12 protein-coding genes are annotated in these 17,349 nt (G+C 64.4%); 5 read left to right on the forward strand and 7 right to left on the reverse strand.

All coding sequences use genetic code 11. The features are described from left to right. Window positions 1–359 precede the first annotated feature (359 nt). Entirely contained in the window at window positions 360–2,747 is a 2,388-nt protein-coding gene (locus ACXAF5_RS03790) for a mechanosensitive ion channel family protein (protein WP_474945587.1), read from the forward strand. A gap of 358 nt (window positions 2,748–3,105) precedes the next feature. On the opposite strand, the gene ACXAF5_RS03795 is transcribed toward ACXAF5_RS03790, so the two are convergent. The 5 genes from ACXAF5_RS03795 to ACXAF5_RS03815 form a co-directional block, all read right to left on the reverse strand. Continuing rightward, window positions 3,106–3,867, reverse strand: coding sequence for a CoA transferase (locus ACXAF5_RS03795; RefSeq protein ID WP_474947794.1), 762 nt, complete (start codon window positions 3,865–3,867; stop codon window positions 3,106–3,108). 581 nt (window positions 3,868–4,448) lie between these two features. Next, window positions 4,449–5,618, reverse strand: a complete 1,170-nt coding sequence (locus tag ACXAF5_RS03800) for an ABC transporter permease (RefSeq protein WP_474945588.1) — start codon at window positions 5,616–5,618, stop codon at window positions 4,449–4,451. Then, entirely contained in the window at window positions 5,615–6,643 is a 1,029-nt protein-coding gene (locus tag ACXAF5_RS03805; protein WP_239318893.1) for an ABC transporter permease, read from the reverse strand. The genes ACXAF5_RS03800 and ACXAF5_RS03805 overlap by 4 nt, the downstream gene beginning before the upstream one ends. Continuing rightward, window positions 6,643–8,565 (reverse strand): ABC transporter substrate-binding protein, encoded by a 1,923-nt coding sequence (locus ACXAF5_RS03810; RefSeq protein ID WP_474945589.1) that lies wholly within the window; start codon window positions 8,563–8,565, stop codon window positions 6,643–6,645. Before ACXAF5_RS03810 ends, ACXAF5_RS03805 begins: the two co-directional genes overlap by 1 nt. Next, a complete protein-coding gene (locus tag ACXAF5_RS03815) occupies window positions 8,558–10,336 on the reverse strand; it encodes an ABC transporter ATP-binding protein (protein ID WP_474945590.1) in 1,779 nt (592 codons plus the stop codon). The genes ACXAF5_RS03810 and ACXAF5_RS03815 overlap by 8 nt, the downstream gene beginning before the upstream one ends. Before the next feature lie 254 nt (window positions 10,337–10,590). On the opposite strand from ACXAF5_RS03815, the gene ACXAF5_RS03820 reads away from it, so the two are divergent. Both ACXAF5_RS03820 and ACXAF5_RS03825 read left to right on the forward strand, forming a co-directional pair. After that, a complete protein-coding gene (locus ACXAF5_RS03820) occupies window positions 10,591–11,082 on the forward strand; it encodes a class I SAM-dependent methyltransferase (protein WP_474945591.1) in 492 nt (163 codons plus the stop codon). Between the two features lie 131 nt (window positions 11,083–11,213). Beyond that, complete coding sequence (locus ACXAF5_RS03825; RefSeq protein WP_239318896.1) at window positions 11,214–11,888, forward strand: TetR/AcrR family transcriptional regulator; 675 nt, start codon at window positions 11,214–11,216, stop codon at window positions 11,886–11,888. Between the two features lie 109 nt (window positions 11,889–11,997). Here the strand turns inward: ACXAF5_RS03825 and ACXAF5_RS03830 are convergent, their stop codons facing one another. Then, the gene (locus tag ACXAF5_RS03830) at window positions 11,998–15,417 is read right to left on the reverse strand and encodes an indolepyruvate ferredoxin oxidoreductase family protein (protein ID WP_474945592.1); all 3,420 of its coding nucleotides are present in this window, start codon (window positions 15,415–15,417) and stop codon (window positions 11,998–12,000) included. A 167-nt stretch (window positions 15,418–15,584) separates the two neighbouring features. Here ACXAF5_RS03830 and ACXAF5_RS03835 point away from each other — a divergent pair, with 167 nt between their 5' ends. Together ACXAF5_RS03835 and ACXAF5_RS03840 are read left to right on the forward strand one after the other, a co-directional pair. Further along, window positions 15,585–16,043 (forward strand): Lrp/AsnC family transcriptional regulator, encoded by a 459-nt coding sequence (locus ACXAF5_RS03835; RefSeq protein WP_239318898.1) that lies wholly within the window; start codon window positions 15,585–15,587, stop codon window positions 16,041–16,043. 132 nt (window positions 16,044–16,175) lie between these two features. Next, window positions 16,176–16,766, forward strand: a complete 591-nt coding sequence (locus tag ACXAF5_RS03840; protein ID WP_474945593.1) for a type 1 glutamine amidotransferase family protein — start codon at window positions 16,176–16,178, stop codon at window positions 16,764–16,766. A gap of 72 nt (window positions 16,767–16,838) precedes the next feature. On the opposite strand, the gene ACXAF5_RS03845 is transcribed toward ACXAF5_RS03840, so the two are convergent. Beyond that, complete coding sequence (locus tag ACXAF5_RS03845) at window positions 16,839–17,228, reverse strand: DUF3307 domain-containing protein (RefSeq protein ID WP_239360190.1); 390 nt, start codon at window positions 17,226–17,228, stop codon at window positions 16,839–16,841. Between the last annotated feature and the right edge of the window lie 121 nt (window positions 17,229–17,349).

Genomic DNA, 17,349 nt, shown 5'->3' on the forward strand with positions numbered 1-17,349 from the left:
GCATCGGATCGAACCGGCGCCGCACGGAGGGCGATGCGCGACGCCCGGCCGGGCTGGCGCCTTGCGTTCTGGCCATATTCCGCCCCGCCATATTCCGCCCCAACGTCGTGACAGCCCGCTCCCGTCAGCGGCGGAGCGTGGCCGGTTGTTCCATCTTTTCCGCCCGGTTTGCTATGGCTCCGCGAACACGCGAGGCCAAAAACAGGGGAATTAAACATCCGTGATATAGCCTGCAGAGGCAGGTCATGCAATCAAACCAAAGAGAACGAGATGTGATTTGAGGCGCAAAATCGACAGTTGCCACCGGAAATGACCCGGATCGCATATCATTTGCCCAAAGGGCCAAGGGAGAAAACGTCATGCAGAGCCTGATAAGCCTGTTTCGGTTGTGGATCGCGGTGGCAGTGCTGTGTGTCCTGTCCGTGGGGGGCGCCCAGGCCCAGACCGCGCTCAATAGCGTTGCCGGACGCGACAATGCGGGCGACGCCAGCGCCCTGGCGGAGGCGATCCGGCAGGCCTCGGAGGCGGGCGTTGGTGTGGTGATCCTGGATGGCAGCGGGCGGCCGCTGACCGGGGCGGCGGCGCTGGCCGAAGCCGAGGCGGAAATGGCCAATGAGCCGGGCGTCATGGGCGGGGCCTCGTCGATGATGAAGGCGCAGACCCGGATGCGCGAGTTCCGGGCCCAACTGAACGAGCGCCTTGAGGCGCTGCCCAACTCCTATATCGAGATGGCCTATATTCTGCGCGCCACCAGCCCCGACGGGCGCATCATGACCTATGTGGAGGTCATGGTGATCACGCTGCTGCTGTTGTTGGTCGGTCGCTGGCTGTCGGTCGAGATCTATGGCAAGCGCCTGATAAAACGGTTTGTGGTCAGCCGGATCGAGGACGCGCCCGAGGGCTATGCGGGCAAGATGCCGTTCCTGCTGATCCGCTTCTTTGCCGGGCTGGGGGCAACGCTGTTTGCCATGGTCTTTGCGCTTGTGGTGACGCTGCTTGTCTTTGGTCCCTCCGGCGATGTCTCGGTGGAGTTCACCTCGCTTGCGGTCTACCTGACCTTCTTCGCCGCCCGCACGGCGTCTGATCTGTGGCGCATGGTGCTGTCGCCTTACCTCAGCCAGTACCGCATTCCGGCGCTGGAGGACCGGGCGGCACGGCGGCTGTATCTGTGGCTGTCGGGATTGGCGACGTTTGATTTTGCGGCGGTCATGATTGCAACCTGGGTGCAGGACTTCGGCCTCAACTACAATATCTACGTGCTGACCTATGCCATCCTGATGCTGGTCTCGTCGCTGTTGGGGATCTTGCTGGTGCTGGTCAACGCGCGGGCGGTCTCGGCGGCGATCCGCAATGTCGGGGCGGCGCATGTCGTGGCCTGGCCGAACCGCCTGTTGTCCTGGATCTGGGCCCCGATGGTGATCCTCTATATCGCGTTCGGCTGGCTGGCGCTGACCTTTGATCTGGTGCTGGAGAACCCCAGCCCGGTGCCGCCGAACATGGGGCTGTTTGCGGTGCTGAGTTCGATCCTGGTGGTCTATGGCCTGATCAACTACGTCATCGAACAGTTTGCGACCCGGCGCCGCCGCGCCGAAATCGTCGCGGAACCTGCCGCAGGAGATGCCGACGCGGAGGGTGATCCGGAGGGCTCGGTTGCAGGCGACGGGCAGGCGCAGGCCGGAGTGCCGCGGCACCCGATCGCCACCTTCCGCGATCTTGCGCGCCGTGCCGCCGGCATTCTTGCGTTCCTCGGCGGGACGGTGTCGCTGATCTATGTCTGGAACCCGGATTTCTCGTTGGAGGAGAACTCGGTTCTCGACCGGATCATCGACGTGCTCGTGATCCTGTTCATCGGCTATCTGGTCTTTCACATCGCCCGGATCTGGATCGACAGCAAGATCGAGGAGGAAAGCCAGGATCAGGAGGACGGCGAGCTTGGCGATGAAGGCGGCGCCTCCAGCGCCAGTCGTCTGGCAACCCTGCTGCCGCTGTTTCGCGGTGCGATCCTCGCCGTCGTGATCGTCACCATCGTGTTGATTGTCCTGATGGAGATCGGCATCAACGTCAGCCCGCTGTTCGCCGGCGCCGGTGTCGTTGGCCTGGCGGTGGGCTTTGGCTCGCAGACGCTGGTGCGGGATATATTCTCCGGCGCCTTCTTCCTTTTGGATGATGCGTTCCGGCGGGGCGAGTATATCGACATCGGCAGCGTCAAGGGCACGGTGGAGAAGATTTCCGTGCGGTCGTTCCAGTTGCGCCATCACCTTGGGGCGCTGCACACGATCCCCTTTGGCGAAATCCAGGTGCTGACCAACTACTCCCGTGACTGGGTGATCATGAAGCTGCCCTTGCGGGTGACCTATGACACCGACGTGGAGAAGGTGCGTAAGCTGATCAAAACCCTCGGCAAGGAGCTGCTGAAGGATGAGGTGATCGGCCACAACTTCATCCAGCCGCTGAAGTCGCAGGGGGTGATCGAGATGCAGGATTCGGCGATGATCATCCGGGTGAAGTTCATGACCAAACCGGGCGATCAGTGGCTGGTGCGCAAGAAGGTGTTCCAGGAGATCCGCGACCTGTTTGAGCGCGAAGGAATCAAGTTCGCGCATCGGGAGGTCACGGTTCGGGTCGTGGACGACAGTGAGGAGCGCAACACGCCGGCGCGACGGGATGCAGCACTTGGGGCGGCACAGGCAGCGATCGAGGACGATCTGATGGATGCCAATGACGGCGGCGGCGGGGACGACCGCTGAGGGCGGGCAGGCTCTCCCGCCTCCGCAGCGGACCGCAAGTGCCTTGCGCCCCCTTTGGAGTTGGGCCGCGCGCGCCGCGGACCCGGACGCGGACCCGGAAGGGTCCGCGGCGCGGGTCGCTTCGGGCATGGCCCGAAGCGAAAGGCCTCTGGCGCTGGGCGAGGCGGATGGCGGCTGATGTCAGCGCGTGAAACGAATTCCGGGCTTTGAAGGCCGCGCCGTCTGCGGTTGACTGCAGGCCGTCACGGGCAGCCGCAGGCCCCTGATCGCCGAGTGAGGCCCGGCAAAACTGCTGTGTCTGGTTCAGCCATGACCCGCCCCGTCCGCGTCCTCCCGGCGGGGGAGCAAGCCGCAACAATCAGGCGGCGTCCCACCGGGGCGCATATGTGCCGCTCGGAGAGGCGGGCCATTTCCAGCACATCGCGCAGCCCTCCAGGCTCAGTGGCGGTAAGAGGCGTCGCGCCGGTCCCCAGCCGCTGTCTTCATGGGGCCCGAGATCCGCCGCATCGGCGGTGTGGATCTGGACGCCTCGCAGATCTTTGGGCAGTGCCACCAGCGTTTCGGCCATCCGCGCCAGCGACAGTCGTGCCACCGCGACCTCCTCGCCCCGGGCCGCCGCCGCCAGGGCGGACAGAACCGCTGCGGCCATCAGATAGCCAGTGCCGTGATCCAGCGCCTGCACGGGCAGCGGCGTCGGCCGGTCGCTCCGAGCCCAGTCCTGCCCGGCGTGGGCGATCCCGGCGCTCATCTGGACCAGGCTGTCAAAGCCGCGCCGCCCGGCCCAGGGACCGGTCCAGCCATAGGCGTTCAGCGTCACCTCGATCCGGTTGGGCGCAATGGCATCGCGCGTCGCCAGATCGAGCCCCAATGCCTCCAGCGCCCCGGGCCGATAACCGTGCACCAGCACATCCGCCTGCGCGAGCAGATCCTTCAGCCGCTCCCGGTCGAGCGCACTGCGCAGATTGAGCTGCGCCATGTATTTCCCCAGGCTGATCTCCTGCAGCACCCCGGGCTCGTCCCAGCCGGGCGGGTCGATCCGCAACACATCGGCGCCAAACCCGGCCAGCGTGCGGGTGCTGACCGGACCGGCCAACACGCGCGTCAGATCGAGCACCCGCATCCCCTGAAGCGGGCGCGACAGGCTTGCCTCCGGGCGGTCGCGCAGCACCACGCGGCGGGGCTTGATCCAGTCCACCAGGGGCTCTGCCGCGACCGCCTTGCCCTGCGGATGCGCCTGCCAGTCCGCACGGCTGCGCAGGGTGGCCGCGACACCGCCGGCGGCGACCACCGCCTGTTCAAGCGGATCGCCGTCCCAATGTGCAACCTCCGCCGCGACAGCCTCGCGGTCCTCGGCGCAGCCCAGCACCGAGAGCGCTGCAGCACGGTGGTGCGGCAGGTTGGTGTGCAGGCGGATCCAGCCATCGGCGCAGGGGTAGTCCCCAGCGATCGGATCCCAAAGCGCGGGCATTTCCCAGCCATCCGGGTGAAAGGACGTGCCGAACCACAAGGACGCCAGACGCTGATCCACCGTGACCTCCGGCGCGCGCGCGGCGAGGTTCAGCGCCGCGATCAGATCCGCCATGGCCAGCCCCACCGCAGCAACCGACGCATTGGCCAGTTCCGACACCGCATAGACACTCGGCCGATGGCCGGTGCCTGTGACGCGATAGGAGCCGGGAGCCGGGAGGGAGGTCAGGAGTGTCATTGCTGATAGGGATCCAGACTGTCGCGCAAACCGTCGCCGAGGAAGTTGAAGGCCAGCACCACCACGACGATCGGCAGCATCGGGATCGCGGTCCAGGGGTAGATCTCGATATTGGCCAGGTTCTGCGCGTCATTGAGCATCACGCCCCAGCTCACGGCGGGCGCCCGCAGACCGAGACCGAGGAACGACAGCGCCGTCTCGCCGAGGATCATCGCCGGGATCGACAGGGTGGCCGAGGCGATCAGGTGGCTCATGAAGTTGGGCAACAGGTGCTTCTTGATGACGCGGCCGGACGAGGCTCCCATCATCTCGGCGGCGCGGACGTATTCCTCTTCGCGCAAGCTGAGGAATTTGGCCCGTACCGAACGCGCCAGCCCGGGCCAGTCCAATATGCCGAGGATGATCGAAATGATGAAGAACACCGCCACTGGCGACCAGGTGGAGGGCACCGCCGCCGAGAGGGCCAGCCAGAGCGGCAGCTCCGGCAGGCTGCGCAGGATCTCGATCACCCGGTTGATGACCCAGTCGATCTTGCCGCCGAAATAGCCCGCAACCGAGCCGAAGAAAATGCCCAGCACAAAGGACACGGTGATGCCGATCAGACCCACCGTCAGCGACAGTTGCGCGCCAAACAGGATGCGGCTGAAAATGTCGCGACCCAGCCGGTCCGAGCCCCAGAGGAACAGCGTCGCGCCCTCGGGGGCGCAGAACAGATGAGTATCGGCAGGGATCAGCCCGGCGAGGCGATATTCCGCGCCTTCGCAGAAAAACTCGATCTGCTGGGGATTGTCATAATCGGGCTTCACCACCCATTGAAAGGTCTCCAGATCCGCTTCGGAGGTCAGCGGATAGATGAACGGGCCGAGGAATTCGCCCTCGTGAAACAGGTTCACCGATTGCGGCGGCGAATAGAGATGTTCGGCATCGCGTTCATTTGGCCCGTAGGGGGCGATAAAGCCGACAAAGGGCAGCATCACGTAGCAGAACAGCAGGAAGATGCCGGAGATCAGGCCGAGGCGATGGGTCTTGAACTTGCGCCAGATCAGCACCCAGTTGGGGGCGTCGAGGTCCTTGCGCTCCAGCTCGCGGATCGAGGCCTGCGGATCATAGGGCGCATCATCGACGTAGCGCCCATCGGGGCGCCCATCGGGGGAATTCTGGCTCATGTCTCACGCCCCTCATAGCGGATGCGCGGATCAAGCAGGACCAGCAGCACGTCGGAGATCATGGTGCCGATCAATGTCAGCAAGGCCACGAACATCAGCACAAAGCCCGACAGGAACATGTCCTGCGATTTAAGCGCCTGCAGCAAGACCGGGCCGATGGTTTGCAGCCCCAGCACCACCGAGACCAGGACCGAGCCGGAGACCATCGCGGGCAAGAGGTTGCCGATATCGGCCACAAAGGGGTTGAAGGCCACCCGCAGCGGGTATTTCGCCAGCATCCGCGAGGGGCGCATGCCCTTGGCCACGGCGGTTTCCACATAGGGTTTGCCCAGCTCGTCCAGCATATTGGCGCGCAGCCGCTGCATCATCGCCGAAGCACCGGAGGTGCCAATCACGAAGGTGGGCACGATCAGGTGGATCAGGATCGACTTGACCTTGTCCCAGCTCATCGGCTCGCCCTCGAACTCCGGCGCCATCAGCCCGCCAATGGGCAGGTTCAGGTATTGGTGGCCATAGTAGAACAGGATCAGGGCGAGCAGGAAGTTCGGCGTGGCAAGACCGAGATAGCCGATGAAGGCGGCGGTATAGTCGATCATGGTACGCGATTTGGCGGCGGCCAGAACGCCGAGCGGCAGCGCCACCATATAGACAAACAGCACCGCCGCGAGGTTCACCAGCACGGTGAGCCAGAGGCTTTCGCCGACGATTTCGGAGACCGGGCGGTCAAATTCGAACGACCAGCCGAAGTTGCCCTGCAACATGCCGGAAAACCCGTGCGGGCCGGGGAGAATGCCCATCCAGATGAAGTACTGCTGCCACAGCGGCTTGTCCAAGGCGTATTCGCGGCGCAGGAATTCCGCCTTGGCCACACCTGCCTCCTGCCCGGTGGCGCGCAGTTCCGCGATCTGGTTCGACAGGAAATCGCCCGGCGGCAGGTTGATGATAAAGAACACCAGGACCGACACCAGCAGCAGGGTCAGCAGCATGGTGCCGAACCGGTAGATCGCGTAGCGGAGGATTTCCATCAGCCCTGGCCGTCCTCAAAGAAGAATTCGTCCATCCGGTGCACGCCGAAATGCGCCCCCGGATCCCAGGCCCAGATCGCGGTCTTGGGCACGTTGCGCAACCGGTCGGAAACCACCACCGGCTGTGGTGCGCCGGCCACCAGGCCGATGGCAAAGACATTGTCGGCGTGGATCTGCAGCATCTCGCGCCAGGCCTCGGCGCGCATGGTGGCATCCGTGGCGAGGTTCCAGTCGTGCAACCGCTCCATCAGGCGCTGGGCGGGCGCCAGGTCGGGCGCCTCGCCGACCGCGCCGCCGGTCTGGTAGAACTGGCCCCATTTTGGCCAGGACAGGAACACCTGATCGGTGGGGGCGAGATAGGCGGGCGAGGTATAGCTTTGCGGCAGCCCGTTGTCCCAGCCGTACCAGACCGAGGCCATGGTGGTGCCGGAAAACACCCGGTTGCGCAGGATGTCTCGGTCCAGCGGGCGCATCACCAGCTTCACGCCCACATCGCGCCAGTCATCGGTGATGATCTGCAGCGCGTTCTCCACCTCCTGACGTTCGCCGGCGGTCTCGATCACCAGCTCCATCGGGCGGCCATCGGGCAGGCGGCGGATGCCGTAGCCGTCCCGTTCGACCAATCCGGCCTCGTCCAGCAGCCTGTTGGCCAGATCCGGGTCATATTGCGCCCAGGCATCACGCAGGCTCTGGTCGAAGAACGGGCTTTGCTCCAGCACCGTCATGGCGCCGGGCTTGGCCAGTTTGAAATAGAGCGATTTGTTGATCGCGGCGCGGTTGATGGCCACCGACAGTGCCCGGCGCACGCGCACGTCGCGCAGGGTCTGGCGCCAGACCTCATCGACGGTGTTGAGGTTGGGGTAGATCGCGATCTGCGAGGCGGTGCCGGAGGACCAGAGCTCGGTCCGGTAGCCCCCGGCGGCCTCGCCCTTGCGCAGGATCGGGATGTCGCGGAAATCGAGGCCGCGGGCCTGCAGGTCGGCCTCGCCCGCGTTGGATTTGGCCGCCACCAGCCCGCCGGAGACGATCTCCATCTCGACGGTGTCGATATAGGGCAGCTGCACGCCGTTCTCGTCGATGCGGTGGTAATAGGGATTGCGCACGAACTGGTGCCGGATCTTCTTGCCGGCGGTGGCGTTGATCCAGGGCTGCAGCGTGGGCAGGTCGGGATTGTCGAACTTGTCCATATTGTCGCGCTTGTTGTGCAGCGCGGCCCAGCTCTTGACCCGGGCGTAGTCGATTTCCTCCTGCAGCGCTTCGGGCTCGGCAAAATCCTTGTGGAACTGCTTCAGATAGGCGGAGGGGCGATAGATGAACGGCGGCGCGGCCTGCGCCAGCACCTGCAGGAAGCTGGGGTTGGGGGTGGTCCATTCAAACACCACCGTGGTCGCATCGGGAAAGGAGACCTGCGGCAGTTCCCCCTCGACGCGGACAAAATCCGGCGGACCGGTGGGGTTCAGGTCTTCGTTGTTGGCGATGTGTTTCCACCAGTATTCGAAATCGGCCGACGTAAACGGATCGCCCGAGGACCATTTGTGCCCTTCGCGCAGGTTCAGCGTGAACCTGCGGTCGCCCTCGCTTTCAAAGCTTTCGAGGATGTCGGGCACCAGATCGTAGGCTTCGTTGTAGCCGACAAGGCGGGCATAGCCGTAGACCACCATCTGGCGGATGTCCTTGGAGCGGGTGACCATGGTGTTCAATGTGCCGCCCTGAAGGCCGGGCGTGCGGCCCTTTGCGGCGACATTCACCACCAGAGGTTCGGCAGGAATGCGGTCGGCGACAGGGGGCAGATCGCCTGCCTCGACCTCCTGACTCCAGAAGCCACTCTCCTGCGGCTGCGGCTGTGCGATCGCCACAAGCGGCAATGTCAGCGCCCAGGCAAGGGTGGAGGCGAGGGTGAACAGGGGGCGTGCGTTAGACATGACAGCGTACCTTGTGTCCGGGGTCCAGTGGCACCAGCGGCGGGGCATCCTGTCCGGCAAAGCGGAAGGCCTCCGGCCAGCTTTCGGGCGCGCCTGCGCCCTGGGCCACGAGTTTCAGGTTGATGGGCCGGTCCACATCGGGCACCGGCTGAGCGGCGATCAACGCCTTGGTGTAGGGGTGTTTGGGATCATGAAACAGCACCTCGGGCGGGCCTTGTTCCACGATCATGCCGCGCCGCATGACAGCGACCTCATCCGCGATACGGGCCACCACCGCAAGGTCGTGGCTGATAAACAGATAGGACAGCTGGCGGGCGTCGCGGATTTCTTCCAGCAGGGTCAGGATCTGCTCCTGCACCGAAACATCCAGCGCCGAGGTCGGCTCGTCACAGACCAGAAGCGCCGGATCGAGCATCAGCGCGCGGGCGATCGACAGGCGCTGGCGCTGGCCGCCGGAAAACGCATGCGGATAGCGGCTGAGCATGTCTGCGGGCAAGCCGACCAGCCGCAGCATCTCGGCGGCACGGGCCTTGTGATCGGCGCGGCTGCCGATGCCATGGATCTCCAGCGGTTCGGCAAGGGTGTCAAAGATGCGCTGGCGCGGACTGAGCGAGGAATAGGGATCCTGAAACACCATCTGCGCCTGTCGCTGGAAGGCGCGCCGGGCATCGCGGTCCATGTCGTGCACCTGAAGCGGCGCCGCACCCGTGGTCGGGCGGAACAGCACCTCGCCACCGGGGTCCACGGTTTCGGCCCCGAGGGCGATCCGTGCCGCCGTGGTCTTGCCGGAACCGCTTTCGCCGACGATGGCCAACGTCTTGCCGCGGGGCAGGCTCAGGTCGACCTGTTCGCAGGCGCGCACCAGAACCGGTTTGCTCCAGCTCTTGCCGGAGCGCATGGTGAAGGTCTTGGTGACGTTGCGCAGCTCCAGGATGCGGTCCTCCTGCCCGTCGCGCAGCGGGCAGATCGCCTCCGGGATCTTGGGGGCGGCGTTGAACAGATGCTGGGTGTAGGGGTGTGCGGGGGCGCGCAGGATCGGCTCGGCGGGGCCGGACTCCATCACCCGCCCCTTGTGCATCACCACCACCTGTTCGGCCATATTGGCCACCACGCCGAGGTCATGGGTGACAAGGATCATCGCCATGCCGGTTTCCTGCTGCAGATCCTTCATCAGCCCAAGCACCTGCGCCTGTGTGGTCACGTCGAGCGCGGTTGTGGGTTCATCGGCGATCAGCAGGTCAGGTTTGGCCACCATGGCCATGGCGATCATCGCGCGCTGGCGCATGCCGCCAGAGAGTTCAAACGGATAGGAGCGCCAGGTGCGGTCCGGATCGGGAAAGCCCACACGTTCGAAACATTCGAGCACTTCGCGCCGGGCCTCTGCCTCGGACACCGATCTGTGCAGGTGGATGATCTCTACCACCTGGTTGCCGATCCGGTGCAGCGGCGAGAGCGAGCGCATCGGTTCCTGAAAGATCATGGCAATCCGGTTGCCTCGCACATCGCGGCGCATCTGGCGTTCGCTGATCCGGGCAAGGTCGAGATCGCCATCGCCGTCACCTCCGCTCAGCATCATGCGGCCCGAATGAAGCCTGGCGGTGCGCGGCAGGATGCGCAGCACGGCGCGGCAGCTGATGGTCTTGCCAGAGCCGCTCTCGCCGACAAGGGCCAGCGTTTCGCCGGGGGCGACGGAAAAGTTCACATTCCGGACAACCGGCTTGTCCTTTCCGAACCCGATACTTAGGTCTTCGACCGACAGGAGGGGACGCATTGCTAGTGGTCCCTGCCGCGTGATCGCTGCGCAAGACTGGTGATGTGAGATCTCCCTGTTTTTGCCATACCTTCGCGCGGGCAGGCCCTGGTAGTCAAATGCCATTTGTCGCAGGCAGGGGACTGCTGGAGCAATTGTGACCCACGCGCCCGTTCCCGCGCCGCACCGATGGCGGTACGCAGGGGCTGATAGTGTGAAGTTACGACATCAACGCGACAGTCCGGGTGGCTGTTCCAATCGAAAAGGGATCACAAGTGCCGACGAGACTGGATTTGTTCATCGACCGGATGGTGTCGCAGCGCGCCTGCCTGGATTTTGCCATTGCCGAAACCGACCCGCTGCCGGGGCCGGTGTTCGAACTGGGGCTGGGGAACGGGCGCACCTATCATCACATGCGGGAGCGGATCCGGGGGCGCGACATCTACGTGTTCGAGCGCGCGGTGGGGGCGCATCCCGACAGTATTCCGCCGGTAGACCGCACCATCCTGGGAGACGTGCGCGAGACGCTGCCCGCGGCGCTGGACCGGTTCGGGGCCAGTGCCAGCCTGATCCATGCGGATCTGGGCGGGCACAACCGCGAAAAGAACGATGCCTTTGCGCGGTTGATTTCGCCGCTGGTGGAGCCACTGCTGGCGCCGGGGGGGCTGATGGTCTCCTCCGACCGGATGTATTTTGAGCAGATGCAGGAACTGCCCCTGCCCGAAGGCGCGGTCGAGGGGCGCTGTTTCGTGTATCAGCGGGTCTGAGCCTGCGTGATCCGGACCGGGCGTGCAGGGCCGCGCGGGGATTGATGTGCTCCGCCGCGACTTGCGCTGGCGGGCCCATCGGGGCACTGTGCACGGGCGCGACATAGGCGCGCGATGACCCCGAGAGCGTGATGACATCCAGACCCCTGCTGCACCGTGATGATCCCGACGCGGCCCCCCTGATCGGCAATATCAAGGTCACCCGCGACGATTGGCTGAATGTCGCGCTTGATGTTCTGATCCGTGACGGGGTGGAGCGGGTGAAGGTCTTGGCGCTGGCCGAGGCGATGGGGGTCTCGCGATCCTCTTTCTATTGGTATTTCAAGTCGCGGCAGGATCTGCTGGACGCCCTGCTGACCCGCTGGGAAGAGACCAATACCGCGGGTCTGATCGCACAGGCGCAGGCGCCGGCGGAGCGGGTCACCGGTGCGGTCCTGAACATCTTTCGCTGTATCGCCAATCCGGATCTGTTCGACACCGCGCTTGATTTTGCGGTGCGCGACTGGGCGCGTCGGTCCGATGCGGTGCTGGCACGGATGCGGGCGGGGGATGCGGCGCGGGTGGCGGCGCTGACCTCCATGTTTCAGCGCTACGGATGTGATGATCTCGAAGCGCTCACACGGGCCAAGGTGCTGTATTACATGCAGCTTGGCTATGACATGGCGGAGCCGCAGGAGAGCCATGACTATCGTCTTTCGATGACGCCGGAGTATCTGAAGGTCTTTACCGGCCAGGCGCCGACAGATGCGGAGATGCAGGAGTTTGCCGATTACAGTCGCCGGTTCTGGCGCGATCTGTCCCGTTAGGGGCGTCTGCCAAGCGGGCGCGCTGGCGCGCGGCAGGTTGAGCCCTGCCCCCAAAAGGGGACAGGGCGGTGGCCTCCGGCGGGAGGTATTTTGGAAAAGGTGAAAGCGGTCAGGCTATGCGCCGGGCGTCGACCTCGGCCTTCACCCTGCGGGCGGCCTCTTCGCGCACCGGGCCATAGCCGCGGATCTCCATCGGGGCTTTGAGGATGGTGTCCAGCGTGTCGGGTGCCAGGGCTGCGGGGTGGGCAATGATGTCATCGACCATGTTCTGGAACCACTCCCTGAGTTCGCGGTGCATGCGCGCCTCGGCGTGGTAGGCGAAGGGGTTGAGTGGGGACTGGCGGAAGGTCTTGCCTTTGGCCAGCAAGGACAGCACCGGTGTCATCCAAGCCCCAAGCGCGCGTTTGACAGGGCGGCCCCGGGCATCGGTTTTGAAGTTCAAGAGCGGCGGGGCCATGTGGTATTTGACGGTGAAGTCGCCGTCAAATTCGCGGTCGAGTTCGGCGCGGAAACTGTCGGCGCTCATCAGGCGGGCCACTTCGAACTCGTCCTTGTAGGCCATGAGTTTAAAGAGGCTGCGGGCGGCTGTGGCCGTGAGCGCGTCGGCTTGATCCGCGGGCAGTGCTGTGTGCAGGCGCTTCAGGCGCTCCGTGTAGGACTTGGCGTAGGCCGCGTTTTGGTAGGCGGTCAGGAACGCGGCGCGGCGGTCGATGAGCTGCTCCAGCGTTTCTTCCTCTGGCGTGTCCTCGCTGTAGTGGGATTTCAGCCGGTCTGGTGCGGCGGCCATGGCGCGGCCAATGGCGAAGGCGAGCTGGTTTTTCTCAATCGCGACGCCGTTCAGCACAATGGCCTGTTGCAATGCGGTGAGGCTGACGGGCACCAGACCCTGCTGCCATGAAAACCCCAGCATGATGACATTGGCCAGCACCGCATCGCCCAGAAGTGTTTCGGCAATTGCGTTTGCATTGAGGGCGGTGATGTTCTCGGTGCCGACCACCGAGGCCACCGCGCGGGCGCGGGCGGGGATGTCGAGTGTGGCGTCGCGGCGCAGAACGATGTCGCCGGTGGGCATTTCGGCAAGGTTCAGCGCCACCCGGCTGCCCTCACGGTAATGCGCAGAGGCTTTGGGCGCGGAGGAGACCACCGCGTCACAGGCGATTACCGCGTCGGCCGCGCTCAGATCGGTGCGCACCTGATGGACCTCATCCGGGGATTTGGCGAGGCGGATGTAGCTGAGGACGGTGCCGAATTTCTGCGCAAAGCCTGTGAAATCAAGCACCGATGCGCCTTTGCCCTCCAGGTGGGCGGCCATGGTGATGAGCGCGCCTACCGTGACCACACCGGTGCCGCCAACGCCGGTGACCAAGAGGTCGAAGGGTTTTCCCAGCGCAGGCAGGTCGGGTGCGGGCAGATCGTCGGTGAGCTGTTGGGCGTCCAGATCGCGCAGTTCTTTCTTGCGCCGGGTTGCGCCCTCAACCGTCACGAAACTGGGGCAGAAGCCATTGAGGCAGGAGAAATCCTTGTTGCAGCTGGAGAGGTTGATCTTGCGCTTGCGGCCAAAGGGGGTCTCCTTGGGTTCGACGCTCAGGCAGTTGCTCTCGACGGAACAATCGCCGCAGCCTTCGCAGACCAGATCGTTGATATAGGCAAAGCGCTTGGGGTCTTCCATCTTGCCGCGTTTGCGGCGGCGGCGTTTCTCGGTGGCGCAGGTTTGCTCGTAGATCAGGAGGGTGACGCCCTTGATCTCGCGCAGCTCGCGCTGGACCAGATCGAGGTCGGCGCGATCGTGAAAAGACGTGCCCGCCGGGAAGTCGCTGCGGGTGAATTTACCGATATCATCAGAGATCAGCGCGATGCGCTCTACGCCTTCGGCGCGCCCGGCCTGCGCGATGCCGGCGACCGAGACCGGGCCGTCCACCGGCTGACCGCCGGTCATGGCCACCGCATCGTTATAGAGCACCTTGAAGGTGATATTGGCCCCCGCTGCCACCGCCTGACGGATGGCGAGCGAGCCGGAATGATACCATGTGCCTTCGCCAAGGTTCTGGAACACATGTTTGCCGCCGTTGTACTTGGACGCGACCAGATGCGGCACGCCTTCGCCACCCATCTGTGCATAGCCTGCGGTGTCGCGCCCCATCCAGGAGGCCATGACGTGACAGCCGATCCCGGAGTTGGCGCTGGAACCTTCGGGGATCTTGGTGGAGGTGTTATGCGGGCAGCCGGAACAGAAATAGGGCGTGCGGGTTGCGCCAGGGATGTTCAAAAGGTTGGGCGGCTGTTCGGTCAGGGCGCGCGCCTTGTCGCGCAGGTTCAGCTCCGGGAAGAACCGGTCAAGACGTTCGGCCACCACCGGCACCAGCATCAACGGGCTCAACTCGCCCACCCATGGGATCAGAGGTTCGCCTGCGGCGTGGTATTTTCCGACCATTTTCTTGGGCTTGTCGCCGGGCCAGTCGTAGAAATACTCCTTGAACTGGCTCTCGATGATGCCGCGTTTTTCCTCGATGACCAGCACTTCTTCCTTGCCGTTCACAAAACGCAGCGCCTCGGCGCGGGCCAGCGGCCAGACCATGCCGACCTTGTAGATATCGATGCCCAGGCTGCGGCAGGCGTCCTCGTCCAGATCCAGCAGCCGCAGCGCCTCCATCAGGTCGAGATGCCCCTTGCCAGTGGTGACGATGCCAAAGCGGGCCTCGGGCAGATCGTAGATGCGGCGGTCGATCGGGTTGGCCTCGGCAAAGGCGCGCACGGCCTGGAGTTTGGCACGAATGCGGGTCTCGATCTCGGGGCTGGGCAGGTCGGACGACCGGATGTGCAGCCCGCCGGGATGGTCCGGCAGATCGGGCAGCGTGAAGGCGCGGTCCTTGGGCAGCTCGACAGAGCGGCCACTTTCCACGGTTTCCGAGACCGCCTTGAACCCCACCCAAGTGCCGGAATAGCGCGACAGCGCGATGCCGTATTCGCCAAAGGACAGGTATTCGCCCACATCGGCGGGGTTCAGCACCGGCATGAACCACGACATGAAGGCCACATCCGACTGATGCGGCATGGAGGAGGAGACACAGCCGTGGTCATCGCCCGCCACCACCAGAACGCCGCCTTTCGGCGAAGAGCCGTAAGCGTTGCCGTGTTTCAGCGCATCGCCGGAGCGGTCCACGCCGGGGCCCTTGCCGTACCACATGGAAAACACGCCCTCGACTTCGCAGTCGGGGTCAAGAACGGCCTGTTGCGCGCCCAGAACGGCCGTTGCGCCGAGGTCCTCGTTGACGGCGGGCATGAAGGTGATGCCGGCCTCGTTCATCCGGTCGCGGGCGCGCCAGAATTCCAGATCGACACCGCCAAGGGGAGAGCCGCGATAGCCGGAGACAAACCCGGCGGTGTTCAGCCCGGCGGCGCGGTCGCGGCGGGATTGGTCCAACATGATCCGGGCGAGGGCTTGTGTTCCGGTCAGGAATACGCGGCCTTCGGTGCGGGCGTAGCGGTCCTCCAGCTGGTACGTGTCAAACGCGTGGGACAGCTCGGTCATGTCGGCTCCTTCGTGGCTATCGGGCGTGGCTATCGAGCGGGAATGGCTCGGCGATGCAATGATACGCCTCGTTCGGCGAAAAAACTTGCCAGATATGGTGCCTCCTTGCAGTTATGTGGATAAACTGTCCGTATAAGGTCTGTTTTCTGAACAGGAGTTCCACACCGATGAAGCTGGATGACCGCGATCGTCGCATTCTGACGCTGCTACAAGAGGATTGCCGCATGTCGAACGCCGATCTGGCCGACGCGGTTGGCATGTCTCCCTCGGCACTCTGGCGTCGGGTGCGCGCGCTGGAGGAGGCCGGTGTGATCGACCGCTATGGGGCCGTGGTGGTGCCCAAGGCGGTTGGATTGGGGTTCGAGGCGCTGGTGCAGGTCAACCTGACGCGGCACGCGCCCGAGCATCTGACCGAATTCATCCATGCGGTTGAGGCCAACCCTCATGTGGTCGACTGCTATGCGACCACCGGACAGGCGGACTATCATTTGCGGGTGCTGGCGCCGGATCTGGAAGCCTACAACCAGTTTCTGGAGCAGTTCCTGTTTCAGCTGGCGGGGGTGGCCAGCGCACAAACCCATGTCATTCTGAAAACGATCAAGCGGGATACCCCAGTGGTGCCCTGAGCGTGGCTGTGCGACGTCCCACTTTGCGATGCCTCGTGCGAGGCTGCGGAAATGCCCGGGGCAGGGTTTCCGGTTGTGCTACATAAATGTTCCCTATATGTTCCGAGTCGTGGAGAAGCGAGGAGTGAAGCGATGGCCAGGGTTGCGGTGCTGCTGACGCAGGGGTTTGCGGATTGGGAATATGGTGTCTTGTGCGGCCTTGGACAGGGCTACTTCGGTCTTGAGATCCGCTATGTGACCCCCGAGCCCGGCGCGGTGACCTCGATGGGCGGGCTGGTGGCGCGGGTGCCGGATGGGTGTGAGACGCTGACGTCCTGGAACCCGGAGGCGTTGGTGGTGATCGGCGGCACGATCTGGGAGCAACCGAACGCGCCGGAGCTGTCCGCGTGGCTGCAAGACCTGCATGCGCGCGGCACGGTGATCGCGGGGATCTGCGGTGGGACGCTGGCGCTGGCGCGCGCCGGATTGTTGAATGCGCGGCGCCATACATCGAATGATCCGGCGTTTCTCGGCACCCACGCCGACAGCTATGCGGGCGCGGCGCGCTATGTGGACCAAGCCACGGCCGTTTCCGATGGCGGTGTGATCACTGCGGCGGGCACGGCACCGGTGAGCTTTGCTGCCGAGATCATGACCGCGGTCGATATCCCGCTGGAGACCGTGCATCAGTTGAAGTCGATGCTCGGCGCAGAGCACAAGGCAGGACCGGTGCCGGTCTCCTGACAGGGGCGCTGCTGGCTGGAGGGTCAGGCGCACAGGATCTGCGGCCGGATGATCCGGCCGCGGGGCGAGATGTCAGAACGAAACCGTTGCCCAGGCTGCGGCCATGCCCACGTAGGTCAGGTGATGCAGCAGCTGATCGGTGCCCATGGCGCGCCAGAATGCCCCCTGGGTGGGGTCGAGCTTGTGGCACTCTGTGTGGTGCGCTTTCCAGAAGTCGATATTGAAATGGATCACCCATTCCGCGGCACAGACGGCAACGATGAACCATGGGGGGCTGCCGACAATGAACAGGACAACCACCGAGGCCAGAGCGTGGACGCCCGCGTGCTGCGCCCGGCCGGGATGAAAATACTGGCACCGGCCTGACAGCATCTTTTTGGTCTGCAGGTAGAAGTCGGCAAACATATGCTTGACCTCGAGCAGGCAGATCAGCAGCAGGACGATCCCGACATTCTCAGGCAAAACAGGCGCTCCTCTTGCAGTTGCGTTTCGCGCGGGCATGTTACCCCGGCGGACCTTACGGTGTTTGTCCTGTATCGCAAATACCGCATTCGACTGTCTGTGACATAGCTCACAGACGCGT

This window comes from Epibacterium sp. ABV4_022, assembly GCF_056159345.1.